General features: G+C 66.6%; 11 protein-coding genes. 4 read left to right on the plus strand and 7 right to left on the minus strand.

Features of this window, described 5'->3' with window-relative positions; all coding sequences use genetic code 11:
• Positions 1–118 precede the first annotated feature (118 nt).
• From AC5QAH_RS19300 to AC5QAH_RS19315, 4 genes are all read right to left on the minus strand, one after another.
• A complete protein-coding gene (locus tag AC5QAH_RS19300) occupies positions 119–1,489 on the minus strand; it encodes a pyridoxal-phosphate dependent enzyme (RefSeq protein ID WP_054170948.1) in 1,371 nt (456 codons plus the stop codon).
• A 300-nt stretch (positions 1,490–1,789) separates the two neighbouring features.
• Complete coding sequence (locus AC5QAH_RS19305) at positions 1,790–2,026, minus strand: HP1242/YdcH family protein (protein WP_005407964.1); 237 nt, start codon at positions 2,024–2,026, stop codon at positions 1,790–1,792.
• Positions 2,027–2,350: 324 nt separating this feature from the next.
• Positions 2,351–3,235: an OmpA family protein gene (locus AC5QAH_RS19310; RefSeq protein WP_495232515.1), complete on the minus strand. Its 885-nt coding sequence runs from the start codon at positions 3,233–3,235 to the stop codon at positions 2,351–2,353.
• On the minus strand, positions 3,232–3,597 hold the full coding sequence (locus tag AC5QAH_RS19315; RefSeq protein ID WP_010480631.1) for a DUF4398 domain-containing protein: 366 nt from the start codon (positions 3,595–3,597) through the stop codon (positions 3,232–3,234). Before AC5QAH_RS19315 ends, AC5QAH_RS19310 begins: the two co-directional genes overlap by 4 nt.
• A gap of 121 nt (positions 3,598–3,718) precedes the next feature.
• On the opposite strand from AC5QAH_RS19315, the gene AC5QAH_RS19320 reads away from it, so the two are divergent.
• The 3 genes from AC5QAH_RS19320 (at position 3,719) to AC5QAH_RS19330 (ending at position 7,699) form a co-directional block, all read left to right on the plus strand.
• Positions 3,719–4,846 carry a PilT/PilU family type 4a pilus ATPase gene (locus AC5QAH_RS19320; protein ID WP_043398800.1) on the plus strand — a complete coding sequence of 376 codons (1,128 nt, stop codon included), beginning with the start codon at positions 3,719–3,721 and terminating at the stop codon, positions 4,844–4,846.
• A 128-nt stretch (positions 4,847–4,974) separates the two neighbouring features.
• The gene (locus tag AC5QAH_RS19325) at positions 4,975–6,258 is read left to right on the plus strand and encodes a putative DNA modification/repair radical SAM protein (protein ID WP_126560922.1); all 1,284 of its coding nucleotides are present in this window, start codon (positions 4,975–4,977) and stop codon (positions 6,256–6,258) included.
• The gene (locus tag AC5QAH_RS19330; RefSeq protein WP_423165721.1) at positions 6,239–7,699 is read left to right on the plus strand and encodes a UdgX family uracil-DNA binding protein; all 1,461 of its coding nucleotides are present in this window, start codon (positions 6,239–6,241) and stop codon (positions 7,697–7,699) included. The genes AC5QAH_RS19325 and AC5QAH_RS19330 overlap by 20 nt, the downstream gene beginning before the upstream one ends.
• A 48-nt stretch (positions 7,700–7,747) precedes the next feature.
• On the opposite strand, the gene maiA is transcribed toward AC5QAH_RS19330, so the two are convergent.
• Positions 7,748–8,431: a maleylacetoacetate isomerase gene (gene maiA, locus AC5QAH_RS19335; protein WP_010480627.1), complete on the minus strand. Its 684-nt coding sequence runs from the start codon at positions 8,429–8,431 to the stop codon at positions 7,748–7,750.
• A 14-nt stretch (positions 8,432–8,445) separates the two neighbouring features.
• Positions 8,446–9,435, minus strand: a complete 990-nt coding sequence (locus tag AC5QAH_RS19340) for a fumarylacetoacetate hydrolase family protein (RefSeq protein WP_043398812.1) — start codon at positions 9,433–9,435, stop codon at positions 8,446–8,448.
• A gap of 869 nt (positions 9,436–10,304) precedes the next feature.
• On the opposite strand from AC5QAH_RS19340, the gene AC5QAH_RS19345 reads away from it, so the two are divergent.
• A complete protein-coding gene (locus AC5QAH_RS19345; RefSeq protein WP_043398815.1) occupies positions 10,305–11,726 on the plus strand; it encodes a DEAD/DEAH box helicase in 1,422 nt (473 codons plus the stop codon).
• A gap of 574 nt (positions 11,727–12,300) precedes the next feature.
• On the opposite strand, the gene AC5QAH_RS19350 is transcribed toward AC5QAH_RS19345, so the two are convergent.
• The gene (locus AC5QAH_RS19350) at positions 12,301–14,895 is read right to left on the minus strand and encodes a M14 family zinc carboxypeptidase (protein WP_495232516.1); all 2,595 of its coding nucleotides are present in this window, start codon (positions 14,893–14,895) and stop codon (positions 12,301–12,303) included.

The raw sequence follows: 14,895 nt of genomic DNA on the forward strand, positions 1-14,895 counted from the left end.
TTCCTGAATGGCGCCGACGTGCGGCGCCGTCAAAGGATCGGGAGTCTATCAGCGCAGCCTTAACGAGCTTTGACGCAAATAAACCGGAATTCAGTGGTGATCTGCAGCGATCAGCGGCTTACTGCACGCGACGGCGCAGGTAGTTCAGCAGGTCGATGCGGGTGATCAGCCCCAGGAAGGCATCGCCGTCCATCACGATCGCCACCTGACCGCGGTCGAATACCGGCAGCAGGGCCTCGATCGGCGACTTCACGTCCAGCCGGTCCAGCTTGCTGACCATGGCGGTGGCGACGGTGTCGCGGAAACGTGCCTCATCGCCATACACATGCAGCAGCACGTCGCTTTCGTCGACGATGCCGACCAGCTGGTCGCCGTCCATCACCGGCAGCTGCGACACGTCATACAGCTTCATGCGCTGGTACGCGGTGGTCAGCAGGTCGTTCGGGCCGATCACTACAGTGTCGCGCTGGCCGTACGGGCGCAGGATCAGGTCGCGCAGGTCGCCGTGCTGCGGGCGTTCCAGGAAGCCGTTGTCCAGCATCCAGTAGTCGTTGTACATCTTCGACAGGTACTTGTTGCCGGTGTCGCACACCAGCACCAGCACCTTCTTCGGCGTGGTCTGTTCCTTGCAGTACTTCAGGGCCGCCGCCAGCAGGGTGCCGGTGGACGAACCGCCCAGGATGCCTTCCTTGCCCAGCAGCTCGCGCGCGGTGTGGAAGCTCTCGGCGTCGCTGATGGCATAGGCCTTCTTGACGCGGCTGAAGTCGGAGATCGACGGCAGGAAGTCCTCGCCGATGCCCTCCACCAGCCAACTGCCCGACTTGTCGTTCAGATTGCCGTCGTTGATGTACTCGGCCAGGATCGAGCCAACCGGGTCGGCCAGCACCAGCTCGGTCTTCGGCGACAGTTTGGCGAAGGCGCGCGACAGGCCGGTCATGGTGCCGGAGCTGCCACAGCCGAATACGATGGCATCGAGGTCGCCGCCCATCTGCTCAAGGATCTCCGGGCCGGTACCGAATTCATGCGCGGCCGGGTTGTCCGGATTGCCGAACTGGTTGATGAAGTACGCGCCCGGGGTCTGCTCGGCGATGGTCTTGGCCAGATCCTGGTAGTACTCAGGGTGGCCCTTGGCCACGTCCGAGCGGGTCAGACGCACTTCAGCGCCCATCGCCTTCAGGTTGAAGATCTTTTCCCGACTCATCTTGTCGGGAACGACCAGAATGAGCTTATAGCCCTTCTGCTGGGCCACCAGGGCCAGGCCCAGGCCGGTGTTGCCAGCGGTGCCCTCGACCAGGGTCGCGCCAGGCTTCAGGTCGCCGCGCTTCTCCGCCGCTTCGATCATCGACAGGCCGATGCGATCCTTGATCGATCCGCCCGGGTTGGCGCTCTCCAGCTTCAGGTAGAGCTCGCAGACGCCGGTGTCCAGGCGCTGGGCCTTGACGATCGGGGTCTGGCCGATGAGTTCGAGGACGGAAGAATGGATGGGCATTCGGAGGACTTTCGGTTCGCGCCACGCAGGGCCGGACCGATGATTATCCGACGGATGGCGATGAAAGTCAGGTCGCTGCGGCAGCGGCGTGCCCGCCGTAAAAAAGAGATGCGGACGGCCCCGGATCGACGAGGAGACCGGTACCGCCCGCATCGGTGAGTCGTGCCTGCAGGCCAAGGCACCACCGCTTGTGGTGCCTTGGCGCGGCCGCCTCATCGGCGGTGCCGCGATGCCGGGGCAGAAGCGCCCGGCGGGGCCATCGATGGCCGGGTCACGCCGTTCCGGGCGTGACGGGGTGCGTCAAAGCGTGGGGGACGTCGTTGGGAGCGGTGTTTCGTACATTCGCAGAAGTCGTTGCTTGGCCAGCAGCTTTTCGCGCTTCATGCGACCCAGGGTGACATCATCGATCGGGAGTACACCCAACTCCGCGTCCATGCACTTCTTGTTCAACTTGCGGTGCTGGTCATGGAGTGCCCTGAACTCCGGATCACGCGCGCGACGGGCGTCGATCTCGCTCTGGGGCTGATCTTCAAACATGATGGACCTCCTTCGACAGATACACGAACGCCCCGGCCGCAAGGCACGGGGCGTTGTTCATGGAGGAGCGCCGGTCGATGGCCACCTGGACGCCTGCAACGACCTGCGGCACTGGCCTGCGCACGTCGATTCGCTGCGGTTCGCGCCCTGTTTGCATCGGCCCGGCCCTCCCATCGTCCGGTCCGCGGCATTGCGTCCCGGACGATTGACCCTACGCCTGCTCAAGGCGGGGTACAAGACCCCTGCGGCAAAAAGACCGAACCCCGCCGGGGCGGGGTTCAGGCTGAATGCTCATCACAACGAAAAACAAACAATATCAATCAATTACGGTGCAATAATGACCTCGGCCGAGCGCGCCTGGGTGGAGGCCGCCTTCTTGCCGGCGAGCTGGATCCGGTTGCTGGCGACACCGGCCGCGACCAGGGCATCGCGCAGCGCTTCGGCACGCTTCTGGCCCACGCCGTTCGCGTTGTCGTAGGCCTCGATGCGCAGGCGGCCCTTCTTGCCGATGTTCAGGTATTCGGCCAGTGCCTTGGCCTGGTTGCGGGCCCCGCCGGACAGGCTGGAGGCGCCGGCGGTGAACGCGTCACCACGGAAGGTGAAGACCTCGCCGCGACCATCGAACTTCGAGGCCGGCAGTTTCTGACCGGACACCAGCTCGGCTTCCTCGCGGGCCAGCTTGGCGGCGTTCTGCTGGGCGGCGCTGAGGCGCTGCTGCTGCTTGCCAGCCACGCTGGTCAAGGCGTTCTCGGCGTCCTGGCGGGCCAGGGTTTCGGCCTCGGCGGCCTGGCGCAGGCGCTCGGCCTCCTCGGCCTGCATCTGTGCCTGCATGCGCAGCTGCTCGGCCTCCTCGCGGGCACGGGCGGCATCGCGGCGGCTGGCCTCGATCAGCAGGTCACTGCGGGTGCGATCAAGGCGATCGACCTCACGCGCGGCCAGTGCGGTACGCACGGCGGTCTCGGCAATCTCCACCCGGCGCTCGGCCAGGTAGGTGGCCAGCTCCTGGTCGCGGCGCTTGGCCTTGTCCAAGGTGGCGATGGCCTGCTGGGCCTGCATGCGCTCGAAGGCGCCCAGCTCAGCGGTGTCGGGATTGGCCTGGATGGCCATCAGGCGCTGGCTCAGCTGCGCCACCATCGGGTTGTCGGCGGCCACGGCCAGGGGCGGCAGCGCCAGCAGCGCGGCCAGGGTTGCGGCAGTCATCGGCTTCACCGGCGGTCCTCCCCGGTCGACAGCTGGCGTTGCAGCTGGTTGACCTCGTTGCGGCGCAGCTGCAGCTGGGCAGTCACGGTGGCTTCCTCGCTGCGGACGCGGGCCAGGTCGGCATCGGCGGCGGCGCGCAGGGCGATCGCCGGGGCGTTCTTGCGCTCGCGGCGGTCGCCGGCAGCACGCTGGGCCTGCTCCAGCCCCTGCCGGGCCAGCCCGATCAGGTCCGGGGCGTACTGGTCGGCGTCGGCCTGGGTGGCCTTGTCGACCGCCTGCCGGGCCTGGGCCAGTTCCAGTGCGCCGTCCTGCGCCCAGGCGGGGGCAGACAGTGCGAATGCAAACGCCATCACATACAGGCCATGGCGCATTCGTGCGAAGCTAAGTCGTTTCATTGGGGAGGCCGTACCGGTTGTCGGTTCACGGCCATTGTCGTCAAGCCGACACCGTGCTGGCAACGGGCGTCGGCCGTTTCGTTGGGGAAAATTCGCAATGGATATCGGCTACTTCCTGAAGCTGATGACCGAAAAGAACGCTTCGGACATGTTCCTGACCACCGGAGCACCGGTCTACATCAAGATCGAGGGGAAGCTTTATCCGCTGGGCAACACCGGCCTGCCGCCGGGCATGGTCAAGAAGATCGCCTACTCGCTGATGGACGAAGGCCAGGTGCCGCAGTTCGAGCGCGAGCTGGAGCTCAACATGGCCATCGCCCTGCCCGATGCCGGGCGCTTCCGCGTCAACGTGTTCAAGCAGCGGGGCGAGGTCGGCATGGTCATCCGCGCCATCCGCAGCCGCATCCCGAGCATCGAGGAGCTGAACCTGCCGCAGGTCCTGAAGGACGTCATCATGACCCCGCGCGGGCTGGTGCTGGTGGTGGGGTCCACCGGTTCCGGCAAGTCCACCTCGCTGGCGTCGATGATCGACCACCGCAACAGCACCACCACCGGTCACATCCTCACCATCGAGGACCCGATCGAGTACCTGCACAAGCACAAGATGTCGATCGTCAACCAGCGCGAGGTCGGGCTGGACACCCATGCCTTCCACAACGCGCTGAAGAACGCGATGCGTGAAGCGCCGGACGTGATCCTGATCGGCGAGATCCTGGACGCGGAAACGATGGAGGCCGCCATCGCTTTCGCCGAGACCGGCCACCTGTGCCTGGCCACCCTGCACTCCAACAACGCCGACCAGACCATCGAGCGCATCCTCAACTTCTTCCCGGAAAGCGCGCACAAGAACGTGCTGATGAACCTCGCGCTGAACCTGCGTGCAGTGATCAGCCAGCGCCTGGTGAAGAACAAGGAAGGCCGTCGCCTGCCGGCCACCGAGGTGCTGATCAACACGCCGATGATCCGCGACCTGCTGCGCCGCGGCCAGGTGCACGAGATCAAGGCTGCGATGGAAGGCTCGCTGGAGGAAGGCATGGAGAGCTTCGACCAGTGCCTGTTCCGGCTGGCCAAGGCTGGCACCATCGAGCAGGAGGAGGCCCTGCGCGCGGCCGACTCGCGCGATGGCCTGGCCCTGAAGTTCCGCCTGTCCGAAGGCAGCAGTGGCGAGCACGACCCGTACGCCGATTTCTCGGCGGGCGCGCCGAGCATCACCCACGGGTTCTGACCTGGAAAAGGGGACGGAGGGGATTAAGTCGTTTATGGCACAAACGACTTAATCCCCTCCGTCCCCTTTTTCTGAAGGGTTCAGGGGCGGTCTCATCCAATGAGACCGCCGATCCGTAGGTTTCCGCAATGGAAACCATCCGCAAGCTTGCCATCCTGGCTGACGCCGCCAAATACGATGCCTCCTGCGCCTCCAGCGGCTCGGGCAAGCGCGACTCACGCGCCAGCGGCGGCATCGGCAGCACCGAAGGCATGGGCATCTGCCACAGCTATACGCCGGATGGCCGTTGCGTTTCGTTGCTGAAGATCCTGCTGACCAACTTCTGCGTCTACGACTGCGCGTACTGCGTGAATCGCGTGTCCAGCAATGTGCCCCGCGCGCGCTTCAGCGTGGACGAGGTGGTCGCGCTGACGCTGGACTTCTACAAGCGCAACTACATCGAGGGCCTGTTCCTTTCCAGCGGCATCATCCGCAATGCGGACTACACCATGGAGCAGATGGTGGAAGTAGCGCGGCAACTGCGCGAGGAACACCGCTACGCCGGTTACATCCACCTCAAGACCATTCCCGAAGCGTCGCCGGAACTGCTGGCCAGTGCCGGGCGCTACGCCGACCGGCTGTCGATCAACGTGGAGCTGCCCACCGAAGCCGGGCTGAGCGCGCTGGCACCGGAGAAGACCGTACAGTCGATCCGCGGTGCGATGGGCGAGCTGCGCTGGCGCATCGAGGAAGCCAAGGAAGCGCGCAAGGCGCCAGCGGTGGTCGCGCCGGTGTCCACCCGCAGCGCGCGTCCGCGCCCTCCCCGCTTCGCACCGGCCGGGCAGAGCACGCAGATGATCGTCGGCGCGGACGGCGCCAACGACCAGCAGATCCTGGCAAGCGCCGACAGCCTGTACGGCAACTACCGCATGCGCCGGGTGTACTACTCCGCCTTCAGCCCGATTCCGGATGCCAGCCGCCAGCTGCCGCTGCAGCCGCCGCCCCTGCAGCGCGAGCACCGCCTGTACCAGGCCGACTGGCTGCTGCGCTTCTACGGCTATGGCGTGGATGAAATCACCGATACCACCCAGGCCGGCATGCTCGATCTGGACATCGACCCGAAGATGGCCTGGGCGATCCGCCACCCAGAACGCTTCCCCGTGGATCTCAACCGCGCGCCGAAGGAAATGCTGCTGCGCGTACCCGGGCTGGGCGTGCGCAATGTGAAGCGGGTGCTGATGGCGCGCCGCCACGGTCGCCTGCGAGTTGCCGATGTGGCACGCCTGAAGGCGCCGATGAGCAAACTGCTGCCATTCGTGCTGCTGGCCGACCACCACCCGCGCAGGGCGCTGGACGATCCGGCGGCGCTGCGCGCCCAATTGGCCCCACCGCCCCGTCAGGGATCGCTGTTCGATGCCCCACCGTCAGCCTGACGCACAGCGCTGGTCGCTGCGGGTGGACCCGCCGTGGTCGCTGGAGGCCTGGCGCAACGGTGCCCGCGAAGCCCTGTTGCGCGGCATCGCACCGGACCAGCTCGACTGGCTGGAGGGCAGCGACGCATCACTGCTGGATGCGCCGGCGGTCAGCTCCGCGCCCGTGCTGGCCGATGCCGGCGTGCCGAACGTACCGCGCGACTTCCTTGAACTGGCGGCCACCTGCCTGTGCCACCGCGATATGCAGCGCATGGCCCTGTTGTACCGGCTGCTGTGGCGCATCACCCATGGCGAGCGCTCGGTGCTGTCGAATCCCGCCGATGCCGACGTGCTGCGCGCAACCGTGCTCGCCCAGGCCGTTCGCCGCGATACCCACAAGATGAAGGCGTTCGTGCGCTTCCGCGAGGTGCCCGGCCAGCCCGAGGCGTTCATCGCGTGGTTCGAGCCACAGCACCACATCGTCGATCGGGTGGCGCCGTTTTTCGCGCGCCGCTTCACCGGCATGCACTGGGCCATCCTGACGCCGTCACGCAGCGTGGCATGGGATGGACAAGCGCTGGCCTTCGGCCCCGGCGCACGGCGCGAGGACGCCCCGGCAGAGGATGCACGGGAGGCGCTGTGGCAGACCTATTACGCCAGCATCTTCAATCCGGCGCGGCTCAATACCCGGATGATGATGCAGGAGATGCCGGCCAAGTACTGGCGCCACCTGCCCGAGGCGCAGCTGCTGCCGCGCCTGGTGCGCGATGCGGGCGATCGCGTGCAGGAAATGCATGACCGGCCCGCGCAGGCACCGCAACGGAAGATACCTGCGCGGGCGCTGGCGCCAATGCCCGCCGCCGACGCCAAGGGATTGCAGACACTGCGCCAACAGGCGCTGGCCTGCCGCCAGTGCCCGCTGTGGGAAGCGGCCACGCAGGGGGTGTTCGGTGAAGGCCCGGCCGATGCCCCGATCATGGTGGTCGGCGAGCAGCCGGGCGACGTCGAGGATCTGCGCGGCCAGCCATTCGCCGGCCCGGCCGGCCAGCTGCTGGATCGTGCCCTGGCCGAGCTGGGAATCGATCGCGCCACGCTGTACCTGACCAATGCGGTGAAGCACTTCCACCATGAGCGCCGCGGCAAGATCCGGCTGCACAAGCGTCCGGAAAGCCGCCACATCCAGGCCTGCCGGCCATGGCTGATGGGCGAGATCGCGCGGGTGCGGCCGCAGGTCATCGTCTGCCTCGGCGCAACCGCGGCAGCCTCGGTATTTGGCCGTGATGTCAATCTGTCACGCGACCGTGGACGCTGGCACACGCTGGAGGACGGCACCCGCGGCTACGCCACCGTGCATCCGGCGTGGGTGCTGCGGCAGGGCGATGGCGCCCGCCGCGAACAGGCCTATGCGCTGTTCCGCGATGATCTCGCGCAACTGCTGCAAGAAGGGGACGGAGGGGATTAAGTCGTATATGCATTTACGACGTAATCCACTCCGCCCCTTTTTTTGGGTTCAGGCGGCGTCGGGCTGGTTTTCCGGGCGGGCGCGGTCGAAGGCGTCCAGCGCCTGGCAGGCCGCTTCGATGCGGCGCAGGGTCGGGTACGGCGTCAGGTCCAGGCCGAAGCGGTGTGCGTTGTAGAGCTGCGGCAGCAGGCAGAGGTCGGCCAGGCCCGGACGATCACCGTGGCAGAACGTGCCTGTGTCACCGCTGTTGGCCAGCAGCGTTTCCATGGCCTGGAAGCCTTCGGCCATCCAGTGCAGGGTCCACTGCGCGCGGGCGTCGGCCGGCAGCTGCAGGTCGCGCTCCAGGTACTGCATCACCCGCAGGTTGTTGATCGGATGGATATCGCAGGCCACCAGCTGGGCCAGCGCCCGCACCCGCGCGCGGCCGGCGGCGTCGGCCGGCAGCAGCGGTACCTGCGGGAAGCGCTCATCCAGATATTCCACGATCGCCAGTGACTGGGTCAGCACTTGACCGTCATGCAGCAGCGTCGGCACCAGCTGCTGCGGATTGAGCGTGCGATAGGCGTCCAGGTGCTGCTCGCCACCCTCGCGCACCAGGTGCACCGGCCGCGCCTCCCAGGCCAGGCCCTTCAGCTCCAGGCCGATGCGCACGCGGTAGGCGGCGCTGGATCGCCAGTAGGTGTACAGCACGATGCCGTCGTCGACCGGGCCGTCGTCAACCAGGATCTCCATCGCCGCCTCCATGCTCAGGGCTTGGCCGCCTGTTCGATGCGCTGCTCGATCGCACCGAAGATGCTGTTGCCCGCGGCATCAAGCATCTCGATGCGGACCACGTCGCCGAAGGACATGAACGGTGTGCTCGGCTTGCCGTCGCGCAGAGTTTCCACCACGCGCTGCTCGGCGAAGCACGATGCACCCTTGCTGGTGTCTTCGTTGGCGATGGTGCCCGAGCCGACGATGGTGCCGGCGCCCAGCGGACGGGTCTTGGCCGCATGCGCGACCAGCTCGGCGAAGTTGAACTGCATGTCCACGCCCGCTTCCGGCGCACCGAACCACTTACCGTTGATGTGGGTCAGCAGCGGCAGGTGCACCTTGCTGTCCTGCCAGGCCGCACCCAGCTCATCCGGGGTGACGAACACCGGCGACAGCGCCGAACGCGGCTTGGACTGCAGGAAGCCGAAGCCTTTGGCCAGCTCGCCCGGGATCAGGTTGCGCAGCGAGACATCGTTGACCAGGCCGACCAGCTGGATATGGCCCGCCGCCTGCTCCGGGGTGGCGGCCATCGGCACGTCGTCGGTGATCACCACGATCTCCGCTTCCAGGTCGATGCCGTAGTCCTCGCTGACCACCTTGACCGCATCGCGCGGGCCGTGGAAGCCGGCACTGGTGGCCTGGTACATCAGCGGATCGGTGTAGAAGCTCTCCGGCACCTCGGCGCCACGGGCACGGCGCACGCGTTCGACGTGCGGCAGGTACGCGCTGCCATCGACGAACTCATAGGCGCGCGGCATCGGCGCGGCCAGTGCCTGCGGGTCAAGGTCGAACACGCCATCGGCGTCGCCGGCGTTGAGCGATTCATACAGGGCGTTCAGGCGCGGCGCGATGTGGCTCCAGTCTTCCAGGGCCTGCTGCAGGGTGGCGGCAATGCCGGTGGCGCGCACGCCGTGGCGCAGGTCGCGCGAGACGACGATCAGGGTGCCGTCGCGGCCGCCTTCCTTCAAAGAACCAAGCTTCATGGGTGGGTGTCCGGAGTCGTGGGCAAACAAGTTTCAAGTGTAATCAAATCTGCGGCGGCGCCAAGCTGCAGCGCGGCATCGGTCCACCCTACCGTAGTGGGGGGTCGGCAGGGCTTGCAGCCCTGCACCTGCGTCAAGCCAGGGCTACGTCAAATGCCAAAGCGGCTCTGGTTTCCTGTGAGTTGGGTGGGGCGGTGTGGGTGGGCAGGACACGCCGTAAACCCGTCCCTGGGGGCTCGATGGCGCCATCCATGGCGCCAACGGTCCTGCCCACCCACACCGCCCCACCCCCGACAATTTCCCGATGACGGATCGAACATCCACATCATTCACCGTCGAAATCGATCAGACATCGAAACTGATCGAATGAGATCCGACAGATCGCGGAAAACCGTCGAAGGCGGGGTGGGTCCGGCTGCAGGGGCGTGGGCCGCATGGATGCGGCGACCGAGCTTACATGGACGTACTTGCAGCGCCCCCTGCCACCGGACCCACCCCGCCTACCCGCAGGAACCCGGCTTCTGACGTTGCTCTGGCCTTGGCTCGGGCGTCTGCGGGTGCAGGGCGCAGCCCTGCAGAGAGCCCCTTACCTGAACAGGCCTTTTTGCGTGAAGTCTCAAACATCGTTTAGACTTGCGGGGTCTGCAGCGGCCGTCCGTTTCCCTCCGGGATCGCCGGCGACCAGGGTCCGCCCTCTTCGCCCGCCCCCACTCCGACGCCGTTCGTCACGCATTCCAGCCTGCGCTTCGTGCCGGCTGCACCCAATTCTCGCAGCGCGGTTCACGGGAACGCTCCGAGTCAGCCGATCAGTTTGATCTGCCCCCGTCTGTCCGTTTGGACAGGCGTTTCTTGTACTTGGAGCAATCTCAATGTCTTTTGAATCGCTGGGCCTGGCGCCCTTCCTGCTGCGTGCGCTTGCCGAGCAGGGCTACGAAAACCCGACCCCGATCCAGCAGCAGGCGATCCCGCTGGCGCTGGCCGGTCGCGACCTGCTGGCCGGCGCACAGACCGGCACCGGCAAGACCGCCGCCTTCGGCCTGCCGCTGCTGCAGCACCTGGGCACCGCCTCGCAGGAAGTGCGCAGTGGCCCGCGCAAGCCGCGCGCGCTGATCCTGGCCCCGACCCGCGAGCTGGCCACCCAGGTGCACGACAGCCTGCGCGGCTACAGCAAGTACCTGCGCATCCCCAGCGCCTGCATCTACGGCGGCGTCGGCATGGGCAACCAGCTGGACATCCTGCGCCGTGGCGTGGACCTGCTGGTGGCCTGCCCGGGCCGCCTGATCGACCACCTGGAGCGTCGCAGCATCGACCTGTCCGGCATTGAACTGCTGGTGCTGGACGAAGCCGACCGCATGCTCGACATGGGCTTCCTGCCGTCGATCAAGCGCATCCTGGCCAAGCTGCCGAAGCAGAACCGCCAGACCCTGCTGTTCTCGGCCACCTTCGAGGACAACATCCGCCAGCTGGCGCTGGAGTTCATGCGCAACCCGGAACAGATCCAGGTGACGCCGAAGAACACCGTGGCCGAGACCATCACCCACCGCGTGCACCCGGTCGATGGCAGCCGCAAGCGCGACCTGCTGCTGCACCTGCTGGCGCAGGACAGCCGCGAGCAGACCCTGGTCTTCGCACGTACCAAGCACGGCAGCGACAAGCTGGCCACGTTCCTGGAAAAGTCCGGCATCAAGACCGCGGCGATCCATGGCAACAAGAGCCAGGGCCAGCGCCTGCGTGCACTGGGTGACTTCAAGGCCGGCCGCGTGACCGTGCTGGTGGCCACCGACATCGCCGCGCGCGGCATCGACATCAACGAGCTGCCGAAGGTGATCAACTTCGATCTGCCGATGGTGGCCGAGGACTACGTGCACCGCATCGGCCGTACCGGCCGTAACGGTGCCACCGGCCAGGCGATTTCGCTGGTGGCGCAGGACGAAGTGAAGCTGCTGCGTGCGATTACCCGCCTGCTGGGCCGCGACATGGACATCCGTGATGTGCCGGGCTTCGAGCTGCAGACGCCGATCCGCTGGGGCAACAGTGCGCCGGGCAAGGCCGAGCACGATACCGGCGAGCGCGCACCGCGCAAGAGCCACGCACGCCGTCCGCACGGCGATGCGCCGCGCCATGCGCATGCCGGCCCGAAGAAGGCCGGAGGCGGCCGTCGCGAGGGCGGTGGCCATGGCCAGCAGCGTGCCGGTGCGGGCGCGGGTCAGGGCCAGCGCCGTGGCGGTGGTGGCAATGGTGGCGGCCGTGGTCGTGGCCAGGGTGGCAACGGCGGCGGTCGCGCCGGCTGATCCCAGCTGAAATGGATGACGTCTCCCGCTGCGCGGGGGCTTATCGAGGGACGGCGCTGACGCGCCGTCCTTTTTTGTTGCTGGCTACCGTGAGTAGAAGCCGGCGGTGTGCTGCGCTGAGGGCGGATGGGCGTGGGGCCAGCGCAAAACACGCCGTAAACCCATCCATGGGGGCTCGGTCGGCGCATCCATGCGCCTCACGGTTTTGCGCTGGCCCCACGCCCATCCGCTTCAAGCATTGCCCGCGCCTTCTTCTCCCGCCGGGTAGCCGGGAGAAGAAAGATCAAATTCAAATTCAAAGTCAAAAGCCGAAGCCGCAATTCCTAGCTTTGCCTTATGCCTTTGCCTTTGCCTTTGCCTTTGCCTTTGCCTTTGCCTTTGCTTTTGCCCTTGCTCCCGCCTTGGGGTCTGATGCGTCCGCGCCCGCAGGAAACTGTCATGGGAGGCAGGGGGCCTCAGCCAGGACCGTTGGCGCCAAGGATGGCGCCATCGAGCCCCCATGGATGGGTTCACGGCGTGTCCTGGCTGAGGCCCCCTGCCTCCCAAGCACAACAACGACTCGGCGCCAAACGCCTCAACCCCGCGCTTTACTCGGATTCACCAGATTCCCGAAGAAGATCGCGTTGATCAGCAGCCGGTCCGTCCCGTGCCAGTACTTGCGGTGCGCCGGATCATCGGCAAACAGCACAACGTTACCCTGCCCCTGCGCCGACACCAGCAACCATGCACTGCCCGCCACCCGCGTACGGTTGCGCTCGGACAGGTAACCATTCACCCGCGGTGGCGTATCAATGCGCACCACCGTCGAGAACGGATTCGTGCTCGGCTGCAGCGTCACCGTGTTCTCCTTGTTGATCGCCAGCTGCCGGCGCGGCACGCCGAATGCCAGCGGATGGCTGGTATCAACATCGGCACTGAGGATGTTGCCGCTCACCCGCTCGATCGCGGCGATGTCGCGCTGGTCGCCGAACGCGCGGCGGCTTTCGTCAGCAGCGTCTTCTTCCTTGCCGAGCTTCTCGCCGTCGGCCAGCTTCTGTTCGATCGCCCACTTCGAGGCACTGCCGTAGGTCACCAGCGAACCACCGGCCTGCACCCAGCGCTTCAGTGCAGCCACTGCCGTGGCATCGACGCCCGTATAGGTACCGCCGGACAACACAATCGTGGTGTAGCGGTCCAGCGGCACCTTGCCCAGCTGCTGCGGATCCAGCTTGCTGGCCGGCAGGTGCAGCTGCTGGTCGAGCAGGAACCAGGCCGAGCCGATCTCGGTGGCGGCCACGCCCTCGCCCATCACCAGTGCCACCGCTGGCTTGCGCAGCGCCTTGACGCCATCACTGCCGAGGTCGATGCCTTCGCGGCTGCGGCCGCTGGACAACGCATGTACGCGTACGCCGGCATCGCGTGCAGCAGCACTCACCGCATCCAGCAGCGCCGCGCCCTGCAGCGGTTGCCCGGCCACCGGAACAACGATGCTGCCAGCGGCGAAATCGGCCTCGCCCTGTGCAGTCGAAGCGGTAAATGGCTGGAACGTTGCGCGTGTGCTCAAACCTTTGGCCTGCAGCACCGCCAGCGCACGCCCGGCGTTGTAGTCGCGCCAGTCGATGACATAGGCGAAGCCGGCCTGGCCACCCAAGACCGCGCCCTGCTCCTCCGGCAGCGCGGCCACGCGGGCGCCACCTTCGATACGACTGCGGCTGCCGGCGAAGGCCACACCGTAGGCCGGTGCGATCGCATAGCTGGTGCTGCCGTAGAACACATCCCCCTTGATCGGCGGCGTTTCGGCAAAGATCGAATGCACCAGGCGGAACTGCGCCTGCTGCACCGGCACCACGTAGGCGCTGCCGGCATCGAAGCGCTGCCCATCGACAGTAACTGCACGATCCAGCGCGCGCACCTCGATGCGATGCAACAGCAACAGCTCCAGCAGGCGACGGGTCAGTGCCGGGTCATGCGCGTCGCCGAACACGAAGCTCTTCACCGGCTGCTGCGCAGCCTGCTTCAACGCGCTCTGGAAGAACTGCTTCTGCAGGTCGAACAGGCCGTTGCGTTCGGTCACCGCGCCGCGCACCGTGCCCAGACCGGTGGCGACCTGGTTGCGGATGGTGAACGGGAAGGTCAGCAGGCCATTCACCGATTCCTGCACGCGACCGCGCGAGCTGGCCTGCTCGACGGTCACGCCGACAGCGCCATGGAAGTCCGGGTAGGTGGAGCCGTACACCGGCGAGAAATTGTCGAAATTCTCGCCGGTGTAGTACAGCGAACCCAAGGCATCCAGCGCCTGAGCGTGGTACTTGGCCAGGGTCTTGTTGAATTCATACGATGCCGCCGGAATCAGCGGGCTGTGCATGCTCTTCGGCGAAGGCTCGAAGTAGTAGGTGCTGTCCTTGCCCATTTCGTGGAAGTCGATCTGCACGTTCGGGTACCACTGGTGGAACACCTCCACCTTCGGCCGCGAGTCCTGCTGGGTCAGGGCCAGCCAGTCGCGGTTGAGATCGGTGAAGTAGTGATTGGTGCGGCCCTGCGGGAACGGCTCGACGTGCTCCTTGTCGGCCGGGTCGGCCGAGGCCGGGTCGGAGGCCCAGGCGTTGTGCCAGTTGGCGGCACGATCACGGCCGTCCGGGTTCTGCGCCGGGTCGAACAGCACCACCGCCTGCTGCAGCCACTGCTGGATTTCCGCGCTGCGGTTGGCCACCAGGTAGTAAGCGGTCAGCATCGCCGCTTCGGCACTGGAGGTCTCATTGCCGTGCACGCTGTAGCCCAGCCATACCACCACCGGGCTGTCACCGGCGGCGCTGCGCGGCTGCGCCGGATCGGCCAGGGTCGCGTGCTGCTGGCGGATCTGCTCCAGCCGCGCATGATTGCCTGCAGCAGTGACGGTGGCGATCAGCAGCGGGCGGCCCTCATAGCTGCGACCGATCTCGCGCACGCTGATTTTGTCGGAACGCTTCGCCAGTTCCTGGAAGTACGCCACCAGCTGGTCGTGCCGGGTGTAACGGCTGCCGATCGGGTAGCCGAGGAACTGCTCCGGCGTGGGCACCGCTGCATCGAACGCCGCTGCGTCGGTGACCTGCGGAAAGAAGTACGCGCTCTGTGCCTGCACCGGCTGCGGCGAGGACAGTGCGGTGGCGGCGGCAAGCAGCAACGGAAGAACGGCACGGCGATGCAAGGACAC

The sequence above is a fragment of the Stenotrophomonas sp. YJH_SMC_43 genome (genome assembly GCF_059372535.1).